This is a genomic window from Legionella oakridgensis ATCC 33761 = DSM 21215 (genome assembly GCF_000512355.1).
GTDB classification, from domain to species: Bacteria; Pseudomonadota; Gammaproteobacteria; order Legionellales; family Legionellaceae; genus Legionella_A; species Legionella_A oakridgensis.
This window is the reverse complement of the sequence record NZ_CP004006.1, coordinates 1,564,970-1,585,738: the sequence shown is the minus strand read 5'-3', so window position 1 is coordinate 1,585,738 and position 20,769 is coordinate 1,564,970. Positions and strand designations below refer to the sequence as shown.

Genomic DNA, 20,769 nt, shown 5'->3' with positions numbered 1-20,769 from the left:
CTGGTTTTGAGGGTCTGTTTACAGACTCTGGTGATTTTTTTAATTCCAATCAAGGCAATAACATGTTAGAACATCATTCATTGTTTAATTTAAAGAGCATTTCAATTCATGTTGCATCAAGTTAAAACGGCGGGGGGAGTTCATGTTGAATATCAACAGCAGCCACTTTCCTACGCAAATGCCATAGAATCGCTTATAGAACGTTTAGACTCTCATCGCGGAGCTTTGTTTACCTCAAGTTTTGAATACCCCGGACGTTATACATGTTGGGATATAGGTTTTTATAATCCACCTCTTGCCATCACCTGCCGTAAAAATACATTGGTGTTAGCGGCGCTAAATCAGCGAGGGGAAGTATTGCTTGCTATCTTGGTTCATTTTTTAGAAACCTCCAATGAGATAGAGTTTCTTAAAAAATCAGCCCGCTGCTGTCAATTGCAAGTCATATCAGGGAAAAAAATATTTAATGAAGAAGAGCGTAGTCGACAACCTTCGATATTTACCATCGTGCGTCATATTCTTGCTTTGTTTAAGACAGAGGAAGAATCGTATTTAGGGTTGTATGGTGCCTTTGGTTATGATTTGGTATTTCAGTTTGAAACGGTGGAGCGCTCTCAGGAACGTGATGACGCCCAACGGGATATGGTGATTTACTTGCCTGATGAGATTTTTATTGTGAATCATCGCAAGGAAGAAGCATTTGTCAGGCGTTATGAATTTCAATTTCAGGGTAAAACCACCCAGGGATTGGCGCGTGCGGGAGACTATGTTACTTATCAGCCCATACAAAAGCCTGGTAGAGAATGCGATCATGGGCAGGGAGAATATGCACAAGTGGTTGAAAAAGCCAAACAACACTTTGCCTGTGGTAATTTGTTTGAGGTGGTACCAAGCCAGACTTTTTACCTGCATGCTCCGGAAAAACCTTCTGCTATCTTTAAACGAATGCGTCTTGTCAATCCATCTCCTTATGGATTCTTTATTAATCTGGGTGAAGAGGAGTATTTAGTGGGGGCATCCCCAGAAATGTACGTGCGAGTGCAGGGGCAACGTGTGGAAACCTGTCCTATTTCTGGAACGATTAAGCGCGGAGCAGACGCGATAGAAGATGCATTAAATATCCAAACGCTTTTGCAGTCTGAAAAAGAATGTTCAGAGTTGACCATGTGTACGGATGTGGACAGAAATGACAAATCGCGCATTTGTAAGCCTGGAACGGTTCGTGTGATAGGGCGTCGCCAGATTGAAATGTATTCCCGCTTGATCCACACCGTTGATCATGTGGAGGGTTATTTACGCGAGGAATTTGACGCATTGGATGCCTTTTTAACGCACATGTGGGTTGTAACGGTGACAGGGGCACCAAAGCTTTGGGCTATGAATTTTATTGAGCAACATGAAAAATCGCCACGAAAATGGTATGGTGGGGCTGTGGGGTGGTTTAATTTTAATGGCGATATTAATACAGGTTTGGTATTAAGAACGATGCGTATTCAACAAGGGATTGCTGAAATTCGTGTGGGAGCGACGCTGCTATATGACTCCGATCCACAGGCAGAAGAACAGGAAACACGCCTGAAAGCTTCTGCGTTCATTGATTTATTACGTCAGGCCAATGGTCATAAACAGGCAACAACATGGTTACCATCTTATGGTACGGGGAAAAAAGTGCTGCTTATCGACCATCAGGATTCATTTGTACATACTTTGGCAAATTATATTCGTCAGACTGGAGCACAAGTCATTACAGTACGTAGTGAGCATGCACTCGGTTATTTGCAACAGCATTCCTATGATTTGGTGTGTTTATCCCCAGGGCCAGGAAAACCTGAAGACTTTAATTTGTCACAAACCATTCATGCCGTATTGGCAGCCCATACACCATTGTTTGGTGTTTGTTTAGGTTTACAAGGTATTGTTGAATATTTTGGTGGCACACTAGACGTGCTTGATTATCCTGTGCATGGTAAACCGTCTACTATGAATATTTTGGTTGAAGGTGGGCTGTTTAGCGGTCTGGATAAATCATTTGTTGCAGGGCGCTATCATTCTCTTTATGCACGGCTTGAGAGCATACCAGACGAGCTGGAAGTGACTGCGGTAAGCCAGGATGGTATTGTCATGGCAGTATCGCATAAGACATTACCTGTACAAGCGGTGCAATTTCACCCTGAAACTATTCTTTCAATGCCAAAACAGGCCGGTTTAAAAATCATCAATAACTTAATGGAAATGGTTGGAAACAATGCGCGATAAAATTTTAATCATTTATGCCGTGGCTATTTTGTTAGGAATCCTGACGGGGATTGTGGGTTCAGTATTACAATTGGGAATTCAGTGGTGTACTAATCTGTTAGCATGGTGGTTTTCCTTTGCGAAAGCCCATGATTGGCCAGTTGGAATAGTATCTGCTGTAACGACGATGACCATGGTCTTTATTGCGTGGAGCTTGGTAAAATGGATTGCTTCGGAGGCCTCAGGCAGTGGTGTGCAAGAAATCGAAGGGACGTTGTTGCATGAGCGCCCGATTTTTTGGCGTCGGCTGTTGCCAGTAAAATTTATTGGCGGCATCTTGTCTATTTCCGCCAAAATGGTCGTCGGACGGGAAGGCCCAACGATTCAAATCGGTGGAAATTTGGGGGAGATGCTTGGTGAGTGGTTTCACATGGGTCGTCAGAGACGCGATGCGTTGATTGCCGCAGGTGCTGCCGCAGGACTGGCTACGGCGTTCAATGCTCCTTTGGCTGGTGTCTTGTTTGTTCTGGAAGAAATGAGAAATGAGTTTAATTTTTCATTTACTAATTTTAAAACCGTTGCGATTTGCTGCGTTTCGGCCACCATCGTATTACACATGATTTTAGGTGCGCATCCTGCCATTCCCATGAGTGTTTTTGAGTTGCCCAGCTTGAAATCATTATGGCTCTTTCTCATTTTTGGAGTTATCGTTGGTTTTGTTGGGCTTCTATTTAATATATTGCTCATAAAAACGCTTGATAATCTGGATAAGCTTGGAAGCTTGACTCGCCCCATGTATGTCTTGCTTATCGGCTTGGGCGTTGGTTATCTGGCGTATATTTATCCTGATACGGTCGGAGGTGGTTATGAAATCATTGAAAAAGCATTGACGATGCGGCCTGGTTTTGGGATGTTATGTGTTTTAATTGTTGTACGCTTCATCATGACACTGTTATGTTATGGTACAGGGGTTCCTGGGGGGATTTTCGCACCGATGTTGGCTCTAGGGACACTTCTTGGTCTGGCTGCTTCCTACCTCTTTCAACTCATCATGAGCGATATGACAGTACATCCTGGCATGTTTGCAGTAGCTGGAATGGGGGCATTGTTTGCTGCCGCCGTCAGAGCGCCTGTTACTGGAATTATTTTGGTGGTTGAGATGACACAAAATTATTTATTAATTCTTCCTTTAATGGTGACCTGTTTGACGGCAACGGTCGTGGTGCAGCTCGCAAATAACCCTCCTATTTATACACAATTGCTGCATCGAACGTTGAAAAAAGCCGGAGCCTATGTGCACGAAAGGTAGCGACTTTGACTGGAAATGCATGGACATGAGATTTAGGAGAGTTTTTTAAGAGGTAAAGCGTTCGAGTGGTTTGATGGCAAATTATAATCAACAGTCTAAATTAGCATTTTTGTTCATCATGCCACAGTTGCTGGTGACAGTTTTGTTTTTTATTTGGCCAGCCTGCAAAGCAATATGGCAATCACTGTTTTTCAGTGATGCATTTGGCTTGCATCATCATTTTGCAGGTCTTGCCAATTTTATGGATTTGTTGAGCAGTGCGGATTACCTTAAGGCGCTCAATATTACGTTGCTCATTGCATTTGCTGTTACGCTGTTAACGATGACGCTAGGTTTGACGTTGGCTTTGATGGTTTATGAGCGATGTAAGAAGCAGCAACTGTATAAAGCCTTACTTCTTTGGCCTTACGCCGTTGCTCCAGCCGTAGCTGCCATTTTATGGCGCTTTCTATTTCATCCAACGTTGGGGTGGATGACTCGTTTGTTAAATGCATTTGGTATGGATTTCAACTACCTTATTCATGCAAAGCAAGCATTATTTGTGGTTATTATGACAGCAAGTTGGCAGCAATTCAGTTACAATTTTCTCTTCTTTTTTGCCGCTTTAAAATTAATACCCCGTTCGCTTATTGAGGCTGCAATGATTGACGGAGCATCGGCGTGGCGAAGGTTTTGGCAAATTATTTTTCCTTTATTATCACCAACCACCTTTTTTTTACTGACGATGAATGTTATTTATTCATTTTTTGACACGTTTGGTATTATCCAAGTCATCACCCATGGTGGGCCTGAATACAGTACAACGACTCTGATTTATAAAGTCTATGAAGATGGATTTGTTGCCATGGACCCTGGCAGCTCTTCGGCACAATCGGTTATTCTGATGCTCATTGTGATTGGTTTGACCTTGCTGCAATTCCGTTATCTTGAAAAAAGGGTCCATTATCAATGAGCAGGCTATGGTTTGTTTGTAAATTCATGGCTCAAAAAATCGATGGGTTTTGCATCCAAGGCAGAGCCGATGCAAAAAGTCCCTGTTATAAAAATCCTATAGACGGAATGGAGAGCGGGCTGATTGACAAGATGACGTCTTTTGTTTTTGTAGCAAGATTAGATTCTTTCTCTTACGAACTGATGATTAAGCGTATTACTCGTTTATTTTCGCAGGTATTTTTGTACGGGTATATAGGGCTTATGTTTCTTCCGCTTTATCTTGCTTTGGTTGGTGCAAGTCATGACGGTGCTGTGCTGATGAAATCTCCAATTCCTGTCTGGCCAGGAACTTCGTTGCTGACTAACATGAAAGTGGTCTTGTTTGAAGGCCTGGCGGCAACGGGTGGAGAGCCGGTAACAAAAATGCTCATAAACAGCTTTATGATGGCGATATTGATTGCGGCTGGTAAAATCATTTTGGCTTTATTGTCTGCTTTTGCCTTGGTGTATTTTAAGCTTCCTTTCAAGCGTGTATGGTTTGTATTAATTTTGTTGACCATGATGTTGCCGGTTGAAGTGCGAATTGTGCCTACATTCCAAGTGGTGGCTTTGATGGGTGGATTAAATTCTTTTACAGGGCTGACCTTGCCGCTTATGGCATCAGCCACAGCGACTTTTTTATTTCGGCAGTTTTTCAAAACCATTCCTCAGGAATTAGTAGACGCTGCAACCTTGGATGGGGCAGGTCCTGTTCGTTTTTTATTGATATTTTACTGCCACTGTCAAAACCGCAACTGGCTGCGTTATTTATTATCATGTTTGTGTATGGTTGGAATCAGTATCTTTGGCCTTTGGTTATTACGACCAATCCTGATATGGCAACCATTGTCATGGGAATTCGTTCTCTTGCAGGCGTTGCCGATCAAATCCCGCAATGGCATTACATTATGACGGTTGCCTTGGTTGCTTTGTTGCCGCCATGTGTGATTGTTATCGTATTTCAACGTTGGTTTGAAAGAGGGTTGATGAATTAATGGCGACGGTAAATTTAATATCGGTCAATAAATATTATGATGATCAAATCATTTTGAATAATATTAATTTAAATATTGAAAAAGGAGAATTTGTTGCTTTAGTCGGACCATCAGGCAGTGGAAAATCAACATTACTGCGGTTGGTTGCGGGTCTTGACACCGTTAGTAATGGCCATATCATGATCAATAATCAATGTGTGAATAAAATGTCTCCTTCTCGCCGCGATATGGCCATGGTGTTTCAGAATTATGCTCTTTATCCGCATATGACCGTATTTGCCAATATGGCTTATGGTTTAAAAATGCGCGGAATGAAAAAGGCGTTGATTCGCCAGCGTGTGGAAGAGGTGAGCGAATTATTGCAATTAAAAGACTATCTTCATCGCAAGCCGATGGCATTGTCAGGAGGGCAACGGCAGCGGGTTGCGATGGGGCGTGCCATTGTCCGCTCGCCGTCTGTTTTTTATTTGATGAGCCATTATCCAATCTTGATGTAAAATTACGCACAGACATGCGTCATGAAATAAAAAACTCCATCAGCACTTACGTACTACTTGCTTATATGTGACTCATGATCAGACAGAAGCTATGACGTTGGCGGATAAGATCGTTATTTTAAATCGTGGCAACATAGAGCAGGCAGGGACGCCGCAAGAGCTTTATCAATGTCCTGCTACGATGTTTGTTGCAAGTTTTATTGGCCATTATCCGATGAATTTTTTGCCCGGAAAAGTGGATTTGTCGCGTAATACTATTCTTATGAACATGGGAATCGAGGTGCCATTACCTAAATTGCATGCAAAAATTACTTGCGGAACTGAAGTATTCGTGGGAATACGGCCAGAGCATATACTGATTAAGACCCAGCCTGAATCAGGCCAGGTGGAGGCGCGCATAGAATTTATTGATGATATAGGGTCAGATAAACTGGTAAAAGTGATGACCATGCGTGGTCAAGTGCCTTGTAGCATTCGCGTCCTAGACGATATGCCATTATCATCTAATAATCCATTGAGGTTTGAGCTATTGTTGAAAAAGGCCAATTTGTTTTGTCAACGAACAGGCTTTCTTCTTGGGAGATGGAATGAGTAAGAACAGTCAAAAATTACGCAGAGTGGATGCGCCAATTTTTCGTTATTGGCATGCCTTTTACATGTCTTTTTATTCTCGTCGACTATACGTGGATGTCTCTAAGCGCTGGCGTGGTTTCGGTCTCATTTATTTGTTTTTAATTTTGTTGATTGCCTCTATTCCACCATCGATACGAATTATTATGGATTTTAATCAATTCTTTAATGAGCAAGTACTGTCTCCTCTTGGAGAATTACCCCCTCTTTATATTCAAAATGGAAAGGTATTGTTTGACAAGCCTATACCTTACCTCATAAAAAATAAGCAAGGGAAGGTGGTCCTGATGGTTGATACCATGAGTACGAAGGCAGATCTGCCTAAATTAACCCGAACGTATCCAGACCTCAATGTTTTGATTACCAAAGATGCAATGTATTATCGGCCACCAACGCCGCGATTTTTTTTCAGTTTAAATACGCCAATGCCCAGCAGCAGTTTTTATGAGCAATCGTTTCCCAATTATGAAAATGAAGTGTTTGTCGGGCAGGAAATAATAAAATCGGCTAGCATTACACGAATAAAATATATGGCTGAGTTGCTTATTTATTTTTTTGTGTTTGCTTTTTTTTATTCAATATATCTGGTTTTAATGATTACCCTTGCTTTTCTTGGCCAGGTCTTTGCCCAAGTTTTGCTGAATGTAAAAATTAAATATAAGGAATCTTGCCGCCTGTTTGCCATTGCGGCAACCCCACAAATTGTGCTTTTCATAAGTCTGTTTACTGCCAATTTTATATTTCCCAATATTGGATTTTTCTTTCTTGGGCTATTGGCCATTTATTATTACTATGCGGTTATGGCGGTAAAAAGTGAGCGCAATAAGATGGTGATTTCATGAGAGAACTGCTGCATTTTGCTCACGGAAATGGATTTCCTTCGCCATGCTATCGACAAATGTTTCATTATTTGCAGCCCTGTTTTGATTATTGTTATATTGACCGGGTTGGGCATACTCCTGAATTTCCTGTGACTGAAAACTGGCATTATCTTGTTGATGAAGTGACCGCCAGCATTAAACGGCAGGCTTCAAAACCAGTGATTGCTCTGGGGCATTCTTTAGGGGGAGTATTAAGCTTTCGTGCGGCCGTGGCGGAGCCTTCTTTATTTAAAGCAGTCATTCTTTTGGATTCACCCATTATCGGACGTTTTAAATCCAATCTTTTAAGATTATCAAAAACGTTGGGGATGATTGATCATGTTACCCCGGCGTTTCGTACTCGCGGACGGCGCCAATATTGGCAAACCAAGGAGCAGGCTTGGTCTTATTTAAGAAGCAGAACCTTATTTAAAGACTTTACGGATGCCTGTCTTGAGGATTATATTGATTATGGCATGCAACAAGATGAACAAGGTTACTCACTACGATTTGATCGTCAGGTAGAATATCAGATATATCGTACTATTCCGCATATGCTCTATGAATATGAAGGAAAATTAAAAATCCCGGCAGTGCTTATCTACGGTAGTAAGAGCAATATAATTGACCGTATGGACTTGCGCTATATGCAAAAGCATTACAATATTAAAACATATGAAATACGTGGCTCTCATATGTTTCCAATGGAGCATCCTGAGCAAACGGCGAATTTAGTCATAAAAGCGGTGGATGCACTATTTAGATAATGAAGTAAATTTAGATAATGAAGTAAATAATAATATCTTTTCCATTTAATTTTGACAGGTTGAGTTGTACAAATGGTTCTGCTATCTGTTTGAGAGACAAACGGTTCTGTTTTTTTGTTTGAGTGACAAACAGTTCTGTCTTCTGTCATCTTCGCTCTGTTGTTTGTCATCCCCGTGCAGGCGGGGATCCATTACAGAACACAGAGCTAGATTAAACAAGGTTTCCCTCCTTCGCGGGAATGACAGATAACCGGTCAAAATTAAATGGAAGAGGTAATAGTGCTATCCAGGGAGTGTTGGACGATTGCTTTCAGGTTATTGTTTAACCAGGCTGCAGGATAATTATTAAAGGAGAAACCATGCTGCATAGTCTATTGATCGTGATGGTTTTAAGTGTAGTCTGTTTGTTGCTGGTCAAGCAGGCATCCCTCAAGGTCTGGTTCATCAGTTATGCGATTTTTGCATTGTTAGTCATGAAATATGGTTCTCCCGGTTTGTTTGCTCAGACTGGATTGTGGCTGGGTTTTGCATTGTTTCTCATCGGAACCATCAGGCCGCTTCGTCAGGGCTTGTTAACCCGTCCCTTGTTGCATATTGCACGGCAGGCAATGCCGGCAATGTCAGCCACTGAGCGAGAAGCCTTGGAAGCAGGAAGCATTGGCTGGGAAGGTGAGTTATTCAGTGGGGCGCCTGATTTTAGCCGCTTGCACGCCGTTCCTGCGGTGCGCTTAAGTGAGGACGAACAAGCCTTTTTGAATGGTCCAGTCAATACGTTATGCCGTATGATTGATGATTGGGACATCACCCATAATCGTGCCGACATGCCGCCAGAAATGTGGACTTTCATAAAGTCTCATGGTTTTCTGGGTATGATAATTCCCAAGCGGTACGGCGGACTTGGATTTTCAGCAACCGGGCAAATGTCTGTTTTAGTTAAGCTGTATAGCCGTTCAGTCACGGTGGCTTCCACCATTTCAGTGCCTAATTCGCTTGGCCCGGCGGAGCTCCTCTTAAAATATGGTACGGAAGAACAGAAAAATTATTATCTTCCTCGTCTCGCCAATGGCACGGACATTCCTTGTTTTGCCTTAACGGGTCCAAATGCGGGATCCGACGCCGCCTCAATTCCTGATCAGGGCATCGTATGCCGTGAACAAATTAATGGTCAAGAAGTGTTGGGTATCCGCTTAAACTGGGACAAACGTTATATTACGTTATGTCCCGTAGCAACGGTTATTGGCTTGGCATTTCGCTTGTTTGATCCAGACAATCTTCTTGGCAAGGGACATGATGTAGGTATTAGCTGTGCCTTGATTCCTGCCGATACTCCTGGCGTTATCAAGGGGCGTCGTCACTTTCCATTGAATATCGCATTTCTTAATGGACCTACACAAGGTAAAAATGTATTTATTCCTCTTGATTATTTGATTGGCGGGGAAAAGATGGCAGGCCAAGGATGGCGGATGTTGATGGAGTGTCTTAGTGCAGGCCGTGCTATTTCTTTGCCCTCCAGTGCTGCGGGTGGTACACAGGCAATTTCTCTAGGCAGTGGTGCTTATGCACGTGTCCGTAAGCAATTTAATCAACCGATTGGTAAATTTGAAGGCATTGAAGAAGTCTTGGCGCGTATTGCCGGAAAAACATACATGATTAACGCTGCTTTGGCTATGACCACCACCGTCATTGATGCTGGGGTAAAATCGGCAGTGGCTGGTGCCATCTTGAAATATCATACCACCGAATGGGCACGCTCCGTCGCACTTGATGCCATGGACATTCATGGCGGTAAAGGCATCTGCCTTGGGCCTAATAATTATTTAGGCCGGGGTTATCAAGGTGCCCCCATCAGCATTACCGTCGAGGGAGCAAATATTTTAACCCGCAGTTTAATTATTTTTGGACAAGGCGCTATTCGTTGTCACCCCTATGTCTTTCTTGAGATGGAAAGCATTAAGAACAATGATTTATCGGCGTTTGATCAAGCGTTATGGGGGCATGCGGCATTTATATTGGCAAATTTCACCCGCTCCTTGTTGTTTTCTTTTACTGATGGTCGTGTAAGTCATGCGCCAGCAGTAAAAATGAAACGTTATTATCAGTGGATTAATCGCTACAGCAGCCATCTTGCTTTTCTCGCGGATTTCTCCATGATGACTCTTGGCGCAACACTAAAGCGCAAAGAAACATTATCTGCCCGATTAGGTGATATGTTAAGTTATTTATATGTGGCTTCGGCGGTGTTAAACCGCTTTCAGCAAGACGGGGAGCCTGATGCTGATTTGCCATTGGTTGAATGGTGTTGTCAGTATTTATTGCATGAGTGCGAATCTGCCATGCGCGGCGTGATTGCTAATTTTCCACGGCGATGGGGTCGCGCTGTATTAAGGATTATGTTGCAACCCCTTGGAAGTCGACGAACAAAACCAAGTGATAAACTAGGTCAAACGGTGGCTCGTTTGTTGATTGAGCCTAATGAAACCCGCTCGCGCCTAACGTCACTGGTGTTTGCAGAACCTGGAATGAATTGTCCTTTAGGGCAATTGGAAGCTGCATTTCACAAACTGTGTGCTGTAGAGGCGCTGGAAAAGAAAGTGGCACAAGGCGTGCGTGAAAAAGTTATTCATGCTTTGACGCTTCTTGAACAAATTGAAGAAGCAAAAGCAAAAGGCATTCTCAATGCAGAAGAAGCACAGCAGTTAAAAGAAGCGGAACAAGCAAGACAACAAGTCATTGCCGTCGATGACTTCAACACGGAAGAACTTGTCCGGCAATCAGGAGGGTCTAAGGCTGGAAAAAAGCACTCGAATGAAGAAGTGGTGCCATTGGCAGTAGAATGACTTTGTGAGAGCCCCTATAGTGCTGGTTTTGCATCATTACTTACATCTACATGATGCTCTTCAGCAGCACTGGGTATTGGCTCTTCGTATTTTTCTCTAATGGCAGAAAACTTTTCCCTATACTGTTGAGTCTCTGATTTTCCTAAGTTAGAAAAAAAGCTACCTATTTTACTTGCAAGTTCAGAAAGGCCAGACCAAATTTTTTGTAAAACGGTTTGGTTTGGTACCACTTCCACGAATTTAGATTGACTGGCTGAGTCCAAAACAGTTGTTATGGCATTAGGGATTTGTTGAAACTGTAATCCAGCACGCTCATATTCAGCAGGATCCTTTCGAGCTATAGTTAACGTTGCTTCAACTTTATTTAATTGACTTAAGGCTGTATTTATGGAAGCAATCATTTTTCCGGCATCATTTAATAATATCTGATCTGTAGTCAGCGGAACACGAGGTGGATGCCACTCGTCACAAAATTTAGCAAACTGCTTTCCTGTGTCGATATAAGGTTGCTCGCGATTGATTATCGGCTCGCCTTCATCGCTATACGTTTGAACAGTATACGCTTTTTCAAGAAACGCGGATAATGGTAGGCTAGTGTCAGCACCAGCTGGTAGACTGCCGTTTGCTTGAAGTATAGCAGGAGATAAACCACTGGCATCAAGAGTTTTATATAATTCTTGCTTTAAAGACTCTAAATGAGCTCGTGCAGTGCTAATGTAAGATCTCATTTGACTTTGATTACGTTCTACAGTTGCGGCATCAACAGATGATACCTGATATTGATCTTCTGATGAGGATACGAGAGATGGCGTTTGAATTTTATCTATTTTGACTTTCATTTTTACCACTCAATAAGAAATTAATCTATTTGCTTATTATAACATCATTTTATTAAATTAGCGAGGTAGCTTGGTTAACGCAGGCGTTAACCAGGTATAAATGTACAGATTTATCGGATACCGAGTTGTGTTATCCAGACTGCGATTTTTTTCAGTATGGGATTGAATAAGGTAAGAAGGTTGTTGGAAAATATTGAGGAACAAAAAACCGCTGAGACTGTAATTTCAGATGAGTGAGAAGGAAATGCATCTATATTAAGCCAATGCCTCATCCGGCATGGTGACGTTCAGCTCAAGAACGGCATTATCACCCATGCGCTCGAGATTAACACTGACTTGATCATGGCTAATAGGGATGTATTTCGCAATGACGGCCAGAATTTCTTCCTGTAATTTTGGCAGGTAATCCGGCGTATTTCTTTGGGTGCGCTCGTGCGAAATGATGATTTGCAGACGCTCCTTGGCTACTTTGGCCGTCGCGTTGCGCTTGCGTAAGTAATTAAAAATACTCATGCTGGGAGATCCTCCTTGTTTTTTCCGAATAGACGGCGCAATATTCCTTTACGTTCGGCATGAATGAAACGCATGGGGCGCTCTTCACCCAGGAAACGGGCAATGGCATCCTGATAAGCAAGACCCGCATCGCTTTGCTCATCCAAAGTCACTGGCACGCCAGTATTCGATGCCTTAAGCACGGCTTTGGATTCAGGGATAATACCAATTAACGGGATGGCCAGAATTTCTTTAACATCGTCGACGGACAGCATATCCCCTCTGGTGACGCGCTCGGGGTCATAGCGCGTGAGCAAGAGATGTTCTTGTATTGGGGTGCTGCTTTCCTTTGCACGTTTTGTTTTACTGGCTAAAAGCCCTAAAATTCGGTCAGAGTCGCGAACAGAAGACACTTCCGGGTTGGTGACTACAATCGCATGATCGGCAAAATACATGGCCATTAAAGCGCCGGTTTCAATGCCAGCAGGAGAGTCACAAATGATGTAATCAAACTCTTTCGATAATTCGTTTAAAACGTTTTCAACCCCTTCCAGCGTTAAGGCGTCTTTATCGCGGGTTTGTGAAGCAGGTAAAATGTAAAGCTCCGGGATGCGCTTGTCTTTTATGAGTGCTTGCTTTAAGGTGGCATCGCCATTAATGACATTAATAAAGTCATAAACCACACGGCGTTCACAGCCCATGATGAGGTCAAGATTTCTCAATCCTATATCAAAATCAATGACAACGGTTTTATGCCCACGCAGTGCAAGACCCGCTGAAAATGCCGCAGAAGACGTGGTCTTACCAACTCCCCCTTTACCAGAAGTAACGACGATAATCTTGGCCAACGCTTAACCCTTCCCTTCAGTTGACAAAAAGTAATAAATTTGCTTCAGTTTACACGTTCTTATTGGGATTATTCAACTACCTATTGGTAAAATAATTTTCAATTGTACATTCTTGCTTATTTTAATACGGTTTAATGCCGTTAAGTTAAAAAAATTTATTTTCATAACTTCTGCTACAGTATTTAAGATGCAGGGCTGTCCCATGAAACGGTTGTCATTGCGAATGCTCGCAAAGTCGGATGATGAGTATATTACAATTAAAAAAGGCATTGGATGCTCAATCCTTTTCAAGGAGACAGCTTTGATTTAAGGATTTGATCTAAGACAACAAAGCTATTTATCTGTCCTGGTAATTATTATATAATGTTCGGTTAACTAAATTACCGGAGGGTAGTATGCCGCTTTCTATCATCCAACAAGCATTAACGTTTGATGATGTCTTGTTAGTTCCAGCCCACTCGACGATATTACCCAAAGAAGTGTCTTTGAAAACGCGATTGACACGCGACATCGAATTAAATATGCCACTTATTTCTGCTGCCATGGATACTGTAACTGAGGCACGCTTAGCCATTGCCTTGGCTCAGGAAGGTGGTATTGGGGTCATTCATAAAAATATGAGTATCACCTCTCAAGCCGAAGAGGTGAAAAAAGTGAAAAAATTTGAAAGCGGCATGGTCAAAGACCCTGTTTCTGTGGTACCCACCTTAAGCGTTAGGGAACTTCTTGCGGTCATGGCAAAACACAATTTTTCCGGTGTTCCTGTCGTGGATAACGATCATCTCGTTGGCATTGTCACAAGCCGTGATATCCGCTTTGAAACGAACTTGTCATTGCCTGTTTCAGCGGTTATGACACCAAAAGAACGATTGGTTACGGTAAAAGAAGGGGCCAGTCGGGAGGAAATCCGCCGTCTTTTACACAAGCATCGGTTGGAAAAATTACTGGTGGTCAACGACGCATTTTGTCTTCGAGGGCTGATTACCGTGAAAGATATTCAAAAGGCAAAGGAAAATCCTTATGCCTGCAAGGATAGCGCCGAACAGTTACGTGTGGGAGCAGCGGTCGGTGTAGGCGAGGGAACAGAAGACCGAGTCATGGCATTGGTTGAAGCTGGTGTTGATGTCATTGTGGTTGATACGGCTCATGGTCATTCTCAAGGCGTGCTTAATCGAGTTCAGTGGATTAAAAAGCATTTTCCAACCGTGCAGGTCATTGGCGGTAATATTGCCACAGCCGCTGCTGCCCGTGATTTGGTGGCTGCAGGGGTTGATGCCGTTAAGGTTGGTATTGGTCCTGGGTCTATTTGCACCACCAGAATCGTGACAGGAGTTGGTGTGCCACAAATTACTGCCATCACCAATGTGGCTTCTGGCGTGAAAGGAGAAGTCCCTGTGATTGCTGATGGGGGCATTCGATTTTCAGGCGACGTCTGCAAGGCATTGGCTGCCGGAGCGCACACCGTCATGCTTGGCAGCATGTTTGCAGGAACAGAAGAGTCGCCAGGGGAAATCGAGCTGTATCAAGGACGTACTTATAAAGGATATCGGGGCATGGGCTCAATTGGTGCGATGGCTCAAGCACAAGGTTCAAGCGATCGTTATTTTCAGGACATCAGTCAAGGGGCTGAGAAGCTGGTTCCTGAAGGTATTGAAGGACGTGTTCCTTATAAGGGCCCAGTACAGACGATTATTCATCAAATGCTGGGAGGCTTGCGTTCTTGTATGGGGTATACTGGTTGCGGCACGATTAGTTTGCTGCACGAAAAAGCAGAATTTGTTCGAGTAACCCATGCCGGCATGCGTGAGTCTCATGTTCACGACGTGAGCATCACCAAACAGGCACCTAATTATCAGATTGATGAATAGTCTCGTATCCAACTCTATAAACTTAAGATTTATGAAAGATATTAAACAAAACCATTGATTATTCTTGATTTTGGCTCTCAATACACCCAATTAATTGGCCGTCGGGTCCGCGAAATGGGTGTTTATTGCGAAATTTATCCTTTTGATGTGGATGTGTCGCATTTACAGAAATTGGCTCCGTGCGGTCTTATTTTATCTGGTGGGCCTTCTACGGTGATTTATGACACTAATCCCCGTGCACCAGAATGGATATTTCAAGCCGGCATTCCATTGCTTGGTATTTGTTATGGCATGCAAACCATGGCGATGCAATTGGGTGGACGTGTTGAATCATCCAAATTACGGGAATTTGGCCATGCTGAACTTCGCATTCACGGACACAGCGCGCTGTTGAGTCACATTGAAGATCGAACGACGTCAAGTGGCGAGGCCATGCTGGATGTCTGGATGAGCCATGGTGATAAAGTCACTGAACTTCCGCCCGGCTTTCAGATCATTTGCGAAACCGCAAACGCCCCCATTGCTGGTATGGCGGATGAATCGCGTCATTGGTATGGTTTACAGTTTCATCCAGAGGTCACGCATACTTTACAAGGAATGCGAATTCTGGAGCGTTTTGTTGTTGATATTTGTAAGGCAACGACCAATTGGACAGCGGATAATATCATCGAGCAAGCCATCGATAAAATTCGCCAGCAAGTCGGCACTCAAAACGTGTTGCTTGGTTTATCGGGTGGTGTGGATTCATCCGTTGTGGCTGCTTTATTGCATCGCGCTATTGGTAAACAGCTGGTATGTGTTTTTGTTGATACAGGCTTGTTAAGATTATATGAAATGGAACAAGTGATGACCATGTTTGGTCAACATATGGGCATTCATATTATTGCTGTCAACGCTGAAGAAAAGTTTTTGCATGCTTTGCAAGAAGTGAGCTGCCCGGAAGAAAAAGAAAAATAATAGGAAAGCTTTTTATTGAAGTATTTGAAGAAGAAGCTGCAAAACTTAGTAATGTTGGCTGGCTGGCTCAAGGCACTATTTATCCAGATGTGATTGAATCGGCTGCTACTCATATTCGTGGTGGGGCCGAAGTCATTAAGTCTCACCATAATGTGGGGGGATTGCCTGAAATAATGAATTTAAAATTGCTGGAACCTATTCGAGAGTTATTTAAAGACGAAGTAAGGCGCATTGGTTTGGAACTGGGATTGCCCTATGAGATGGTGTATCGTCATCCTTTTCCTGGTCCAGGTCTTGGTGTGCGCATTCTTGGAGAAGTAAAAAAAATCTATGCGGATATTTTACGCCAGGCCGATGCCATCTTTATCGAGGAATTACATGCGGCTGATCTCTATCATAAAGTCAGTCAGGCATTTGCTGTATTCTTGCCTGTAAAAAGCGTTGGGGTGATGGGAGATGGGCGTCGGTATGAGTACGTCATTTGTTTGCGTGCCGTTGAAACCATTGATTTTATGACGGCTAAATGGGCGCAATTACCTTGGGATTTCCTAGCGAAAGTATCTAATCGCATCATTAATGAAGTCAATGGTGTTTCAAGAGTGACTTACGATATTTCAGGAAAGCCACCAGCTACGATTGAATGGGAATAAGTGACGTGGTAAACCAGGACGCGTTCTGGATGTCACAAGCGCTGGAAATGGCTTTAAAAGCAAAAGCGCAAGGCGAAGTACCTATTGGAGCGGTATTGGTAAGCTCCGATAATCGGTTGCTTGGTCGCGGTTGGAACCAAGTCATTCAAACGCATGATCCTACCGCCCATGCCGAGATGATGGCTATTCGTGAGGCTTCCTCTTATTTAGAGAATTATCGGCTGTTGGATAGCACATTATACGTCACTCTGGAGCCTTGCAGCATGTGTGCCGGAGCATTGGTTCATTCACGAATACGACGATTAGTTTTTGCCGCCAGAGACTTTAAGGCTGGTGCAGCTGGTTCGGTTTATAATCTCATGCGAGGGTATCCTTTAAACCATGCCATTCAGGTGGATGAAGGTCCTTTACAGGAAAATGCTGCTGCATTATTAAGGGACTTTTTCGAAAGTCGCCGTAAATTGGATGGGAGTGAGTAATTTCTGTTGATCATTAGTACCGTTTCCATTTAATTTTGAGAGAAAAGATCAATGTGTACAATCAACTTATCAAAATTAAATGGAAACGATACTAATAATGACTGAGTTCATCGATTAATTTTTGATGCAAGCTGTTTTGTTGTTCCTTGGTTAAGGGTTGACCATCCTGGTTGCTTAGATAAAACATGTCTTCTACCCGTTCTCCAGCCGTTGCAATTTTGGCATTATGCAAATGAATTTTTTCATTTAAAAAAATGTGACTGATGCGTGCCAATAGCCCCGGTTTATCGCCTGTGACTAAAAACATGCGTGTGTTTTGATGCTCCATGTCATTGTTGAATGTTATCTGTGGCTTGATTTTAAAATGCGCCTGAATCCGGGATAATCGTCGTGATGCAATTTTGGGCGGATGACTGTGATCACTTAAATGATGCACCAGTGCCCGCTGTATGTTAGCTGCTTGCTGCCTATCAAGAAAGGCCTGATTTTTTCATCAAGAATGATGTAAGTATCCAAATCAAAGTGATTATCGCACGTTAGAATGGTTGCTTCTTGAATGGTGACATGATGATTATTAAGAACAGTGGTGGTGATGGTAAAACGTTCATCGCGATGCGGCATGTAAATAAACACTTCCGTTCCCCCATCACTGTGGTGGGGCATGATGAGCACTAATGGAAATTGTTTGCAAGAGAGTATGGCTTTCGTATGTCTGGCAATGACTTTGGGTGGCTCATGCAAAAAATATTTTTGTTTAAAGTGTTTCCATAGATCATGAACGGAGGCCGGTGCTATATTTTTTTGGCCAAGATAGCTAAAGCCTGCTGTTGACGTGAATGAACGAGGGCTGCTTCATCCAGTAATTTTTTCTCATGCTCCATAGCGCTTTTGGCAGCATAATACAATTCTTTTAGCAAAGAATCTTTCCAAGCATTCCATAAGCTTGGATTGGTTGCGCAAATGTCTGCAACGGTTAGCAAATAAAGATATTCCAGATAATCTGCTTTGGGAAGCAAGTTACAAAACTGTTGAATGGTTTTAGGATCGTAGATGTCTTGACGTTGAGCGGTCTGTGACATGAGCAAATGATTGCGGACTAACCATATTAATAATTGATGCTCTTCCGCATTTAAATGATGACGTGTGGCGAAATTAGATGCATCAATAACGCCCAATTCGGAATGGTCGCCGCCACGGCCTTTAGCAATGTCATGAAACAGGGCTGCTAAGTAGAGAATCTCACGCTTTTGCAATTTAGCCATTAAATGAGCGCATAAGGGAAACTGGCGAGCATATTGATCATTGAGGAAACGTCCAAGATTACGGATGACAAACAAGGTATGCTGATCCACTGTATAGACATGAAATAAATCGTATTGCATTTGACCTGTGACCATGGCGAAGCAATCCAGGTAATATCCTAATACGCCATAACGATTCATACGTTGTAAAGCTTCATAGGGGCTGTTTTCTGCTTTCATCAAGTCCATGAATAATTTAGTTGTTTTGGGGGATTGGTTAAATCGTTTGTCGATAAGATAAAGATGCTGGCGGATTAAGCGAATGGTGTTTGCCCGTACCCCATTGATGGTTGGATTCTTTGTAATCCATAAGAAAATTTGCAGTAACGTTTCCGGTTTTTGGCGAAATACTTTAGCATGCCGAACTTCAATATAATCATTCGATAATTGAAAATCGTCGTCCAGTGGTATTAATTTCTGTTTTTGTTGATGAACAATGGTTTCAGAAAACCATTGCAGTAGCATTTCATTTAATTCTCGGCTGCGCTTGATGATCTTGAAATAGGACTTCATAAATTGTTCGATCGCTAAGGAATGCGAATCATCTTTATAATTAAATAGATTTGCTAATTTAATTTGATGGTCAAATAGCAGGCGATCTTCCTTTTGGGCAGCCAACATATGCAGAGCGAAACGGACTTGCCAGAGAAAATGCTGACAGTGCATTAATTCTTCATATTCTTTTGCCGTTATAAAACCATAACGAATGCCATCTTTCAGTTTTTTGGTGCCAAAATGTCGTTTACTAATGCTGAATATGATTTGAAGATCACGCAATCCTCCTGCGCCATTTTTAACATTTGGTTCGAGATTATAGGCGGTTTCACCATATTTTTCATAGCGCTGGGTTTGCTCTTGCATTTTGGCAAAAAAATAATCATGACTGGTCCACATATGCAATGGATGGGTTTGATATTGTAATTCTTCCATAAGAGCACCGCAGCCACATACCAGGCGCATGTCCATAATACTGGATATGACCGTAAGATCCTGGCTGGCAAGATTGGCACAAGCATCGACGGTTGTGATTTGATGACTGATTTCCAAGCCAATGTCCCAGCAATCCTGAATGAAGGATTGAGCACATTGTAACTGGGTGTCTGAAGCGTCTTCACGATGCAATAATAGCAAGTCAATATCAGAATACAGCTGCAATTCCCGCCGCCCATAGCTGCCAAGGGCAAGAAGACAAAAATCTCCTTCTTTATGGAGCGTATGTTTTTGGAAAAGACATAATAGTAAGTCATCCATGTAGGTGACGAGTTTGTTGGTAATCGAGGTGATGTGTATTTTTTGACAAAAATGAATACTCAGCTCATCCTTAAGCTGTTTAAGATTTTGTTTTAATAAACGATTATCATAGTTCATAAGAAGGTTGAGCCGCTTGCAATGCTTCTCGTTCTTCATGACGCAATGTCAAAATTTCCACGCCGTTGTCTGTGACGAGTAAGGTATGCTCCCATTGTGCAGAGAGGCTATGATCTTTGGTTACCACGGTCCATTGATCAGGCAGCAAACGAGTATGCGGTTTACCGACATTAATCATTGGTTCTATGGTAAAGGTCATTCCAGGACGTAATATTTCTCCTGTTCCTGGTGTGCCATAATGCAATACTTGCGGATCTTCATGAAAAATGCGCCCGATGCCATGGCCGCAATATTCTCGCACGACAGAACAACGATTGGTTTCTGCATGTTGCTGAATGGCATGGCCAATGTCGCCTAAGCGTACGCCGGGTTTTACCATGTTAATTCCAATAAACAGGCATTCGTGGGCAATCTTGACAACGTGCTTTGCTTTAATAGATGGTGAGCCAATAAAAACATTTTACTCGTGTCACCATGGTAGCCATCTTTAATGACGGTAACATCAATATTAATGATGTCACCGTTTTTCAGTGCTCTTTTGCCGGGAATCCCATGGCAAACAACATGGTTGATTGAGGTGCAAATAGACTTTGGAAAGCCATTATAATTCAATGGGGCAGGGATAGCCTGTTGTTTATGAACGATGTAGTCATGGCAAATTGAATTGAGTTCATCGGTGGTAATACCTTCTTGCACATGAGGGGTTATCATCTCAAGAACTTCAGCCGCAAGTTGGCCGGCAACCCGCATTTTTTCAATTTCTTCAGGTGTTTTTATTGTAATTGCCATAGTTTGAATCCATAAATTTTAATCATAGCACAAGCAGCGGATTCGCTACCTATGGGTGTTTTACTCTTAAATTAAA

11 protein-coding genes and 5 pseudogenes are annotated in these 20,769 nt (G+C 42.6%); 11 read left to right on the top strand and 5 right to left on the bottom strand.

Features of this window, described 5'->3' with window-relative positions:
• Window positions 1-108 precede the first annotated feature (108 nt).
• The 8 genes and pseudogenes from LOA_RS07745 (at window position 109) to LOA_RS07710 (ending at window position 11,102) form a co-directional block, all read left to right on the top strand.
• Window positions 109-2,256, top strand: a complete 2,148-nt coding sequence (locus LOA_RS07745; protein WP_025385834.1) for an anthranilate synthase component I — start codon at window positions 109-111, stop codon at window positions 2,254-2,256.
• Window positions 2,246-3,544 (top strand): H(+)/Cl(-) exchange transporter ClcA, encoded by a 1,299-nt coding sequence (clcA, locus tag LOA_RS07740; protein WP_025385833.1) that lies wholly within the window; start codon window positions 2,246-2,248, stop codon window positions 3,542-3,544. Before LOA_RS07745 ends, clcA begins: the two co-directional genes overlap by 11 nt.
• Before the next feature lie 73 nt (window positions 3,545-3,617).
• The gene (gene ugpA, locus LOA_RS07735) at window positions 3,618-4,496 is read left to right on the top strand and encodes a sn-glycerol-3-phosphate ABC transporter permease UgpA (RefSeq protein WP_025385832.1); all 879 of its coding nucleotides are present in this window, start codon (window positions 3,618-3,620) and stop codon (window positions 4,494-4,496) included.
• Window positions 4,497-4,678: 182 nt separating this feature from the next.
• A pseudogene (gene ugpE / locus LOA_RS16025) lies at window positions 4,679-5,511 on the top strand (sn-glycerol-3-phosphate ABC transporter permease UgpE).
• Window positions 5,511-6,603: pseudogene (locus LOA_RS07725) on the top strand (ABC transporter ATP-binding protein). The pseudogenes ugpE and LOA_RS07725 overlap by 1 nt, the downstream one beginning before the upstream one ends.
• Window positions 6,596-7,480, top strand: a complete 885-nt coding sequence (locus LOA_RS07720; protein WP_025385831.1) for a DUF1189 family protein — start codon at window positions 6,596-6,598, stop codon at window positions 7,478-7,480. The pseudogene LOA_RS07725 and the gene LOA_RS07720 overlap by 8 nt, the downstream one beginning before the upstream one ends.
• Complete coding sequence (locus LOA_RS07715; RefSeq protein ID WP_025385830.1) at window positions 7,477-8,265, top strand: alpha/beta fold hydrolase; 789 nt, start codon at window positions 7,477-7,479, stop codon at window positions 8,263-8,265. Before LOA_RS07720 ends, LOA_RS07715 begins: the two co-directional genes overlap by 4 nt.
• Window positions 8,266-8,624: 359 nt before the next feature.
• The gene (locus LOA_RS07710; RefSeq protein ID WP_025385829.1) at window positions 8,625-11,102 is read left to right on the top strand and encodes an acyl-CoA dehydrogenase; all 2,478 of its coding nucleotides are present in this window, start codon (window positions 8,625-8,627) and stop codon (window positions 11,100-11,102) included.
• A gap of 14 nt (window positions 11,103-11,116) precedes the next feature.
• On the opposite strand, the gene LOA_RS07705 is transcribed toward LOA_RS07710, so the two are convergent.
• The 3 genes from LOA_RS07705 to minD form a co-directional block, all read right to left on the bottom strand.
• Window positions 11,117-11,941, bottom strand: a complete 825-nt coding sequence (locus LOA_RS07705) for a hypothetical protein (RefSeq protein WP_025385828.1) — start codon at window positions 11,939-11,941, stop codon at window positions 11,117-11,119.
• A gap of 255 nt (window positions 11,942-12,196) precedes the next feature.
• The gene (gene minE / locus LOA_RS07700) at window positions 12,197-12,454 is read right to left on the bottom strand and encodes a cell division topological specificity factor MinE (protein WP_025385827.1); all 258 of its coding nucleotides are present in this window, start codon (window positions 12,452-12,454) and stop codon (window positions 12,197-12,199) included.
• Window positions 12,451-13,281, bottom strand: coding sequence for a septum site-determining protein MinD (gene minD, locus LOA_RS07695; RefSeq protein ID WP_025385826.1), 831 nt, complete (start codon window positions 13,279-13,281; stop codon window positions 12,451-12,453). The genes minE and minD overlap by 4 nt, the downstream gene beginning before the upstream one ends.
• A gap of 395 nt (window positions 13,282-13,676) precedes the next feature.
• On the opposite strand from minD, the gene guaB reads away from it, so the two are divergent.
• The 3 genes and pseudogenes from guaB to tadA all read left to right on the top strand — a co-directional run bounded on the left by guaB (window position 13,677) and on the right by tadA (window position 17,235).
• Window positions 13,677-15,149, top strand: a complete 1,473-nt coding sequence (guaB, locus tag LOA_RS07690) for an IMP dehydrogenase (protein ID WP_025385825.1) — start codon at window positions 13,677-13,679, stop codon at window positions 15,147-15,149.
• A 31-nt stretch (window positions 15,150-15,180) separates the two neighbouring features.
• A pseudogene (gene guaA / locus LOA_RS07685) lies at window positions 15,181-16,756 on the top strand (glutamine-hydrolyzing GMP synthase).
• A gap of 5 nt (window positions 16,757-16,761) precedes the next feature.
• Complete coding sequence (gene tadA, locus LOA_RS07680) at window positions 16,762-17,235, top strand: tRNA adenosine(34) deaminase TadA (RefSeq protein WP_272946923.1); 474 nt, start codon at window positions 16,762-16,764, stop codon at window positions 17,233-17,235.
• Window positions 17,236-17,326: 91 nt separating this feature from the next.
• Here the strand turns inward: tadA and glnD are convergent.
• Window positions 17,327-19,904: pseudogene (gene glnD, locus LOA_RS07675) on the bottom strand ([protein-PII] uridylyltransferase).
• Window positions 19,894-20,693: pseudogene (gene map / locus LOA_RS07670) on the bottom strand (type I methionyl aminopeptidase). Before map ends, glnD begins: the two co-directional pseudogenes overlap by 11 nt.
• Window positions 20,694-20,769 lie beyond the last annotated feature (76 nt).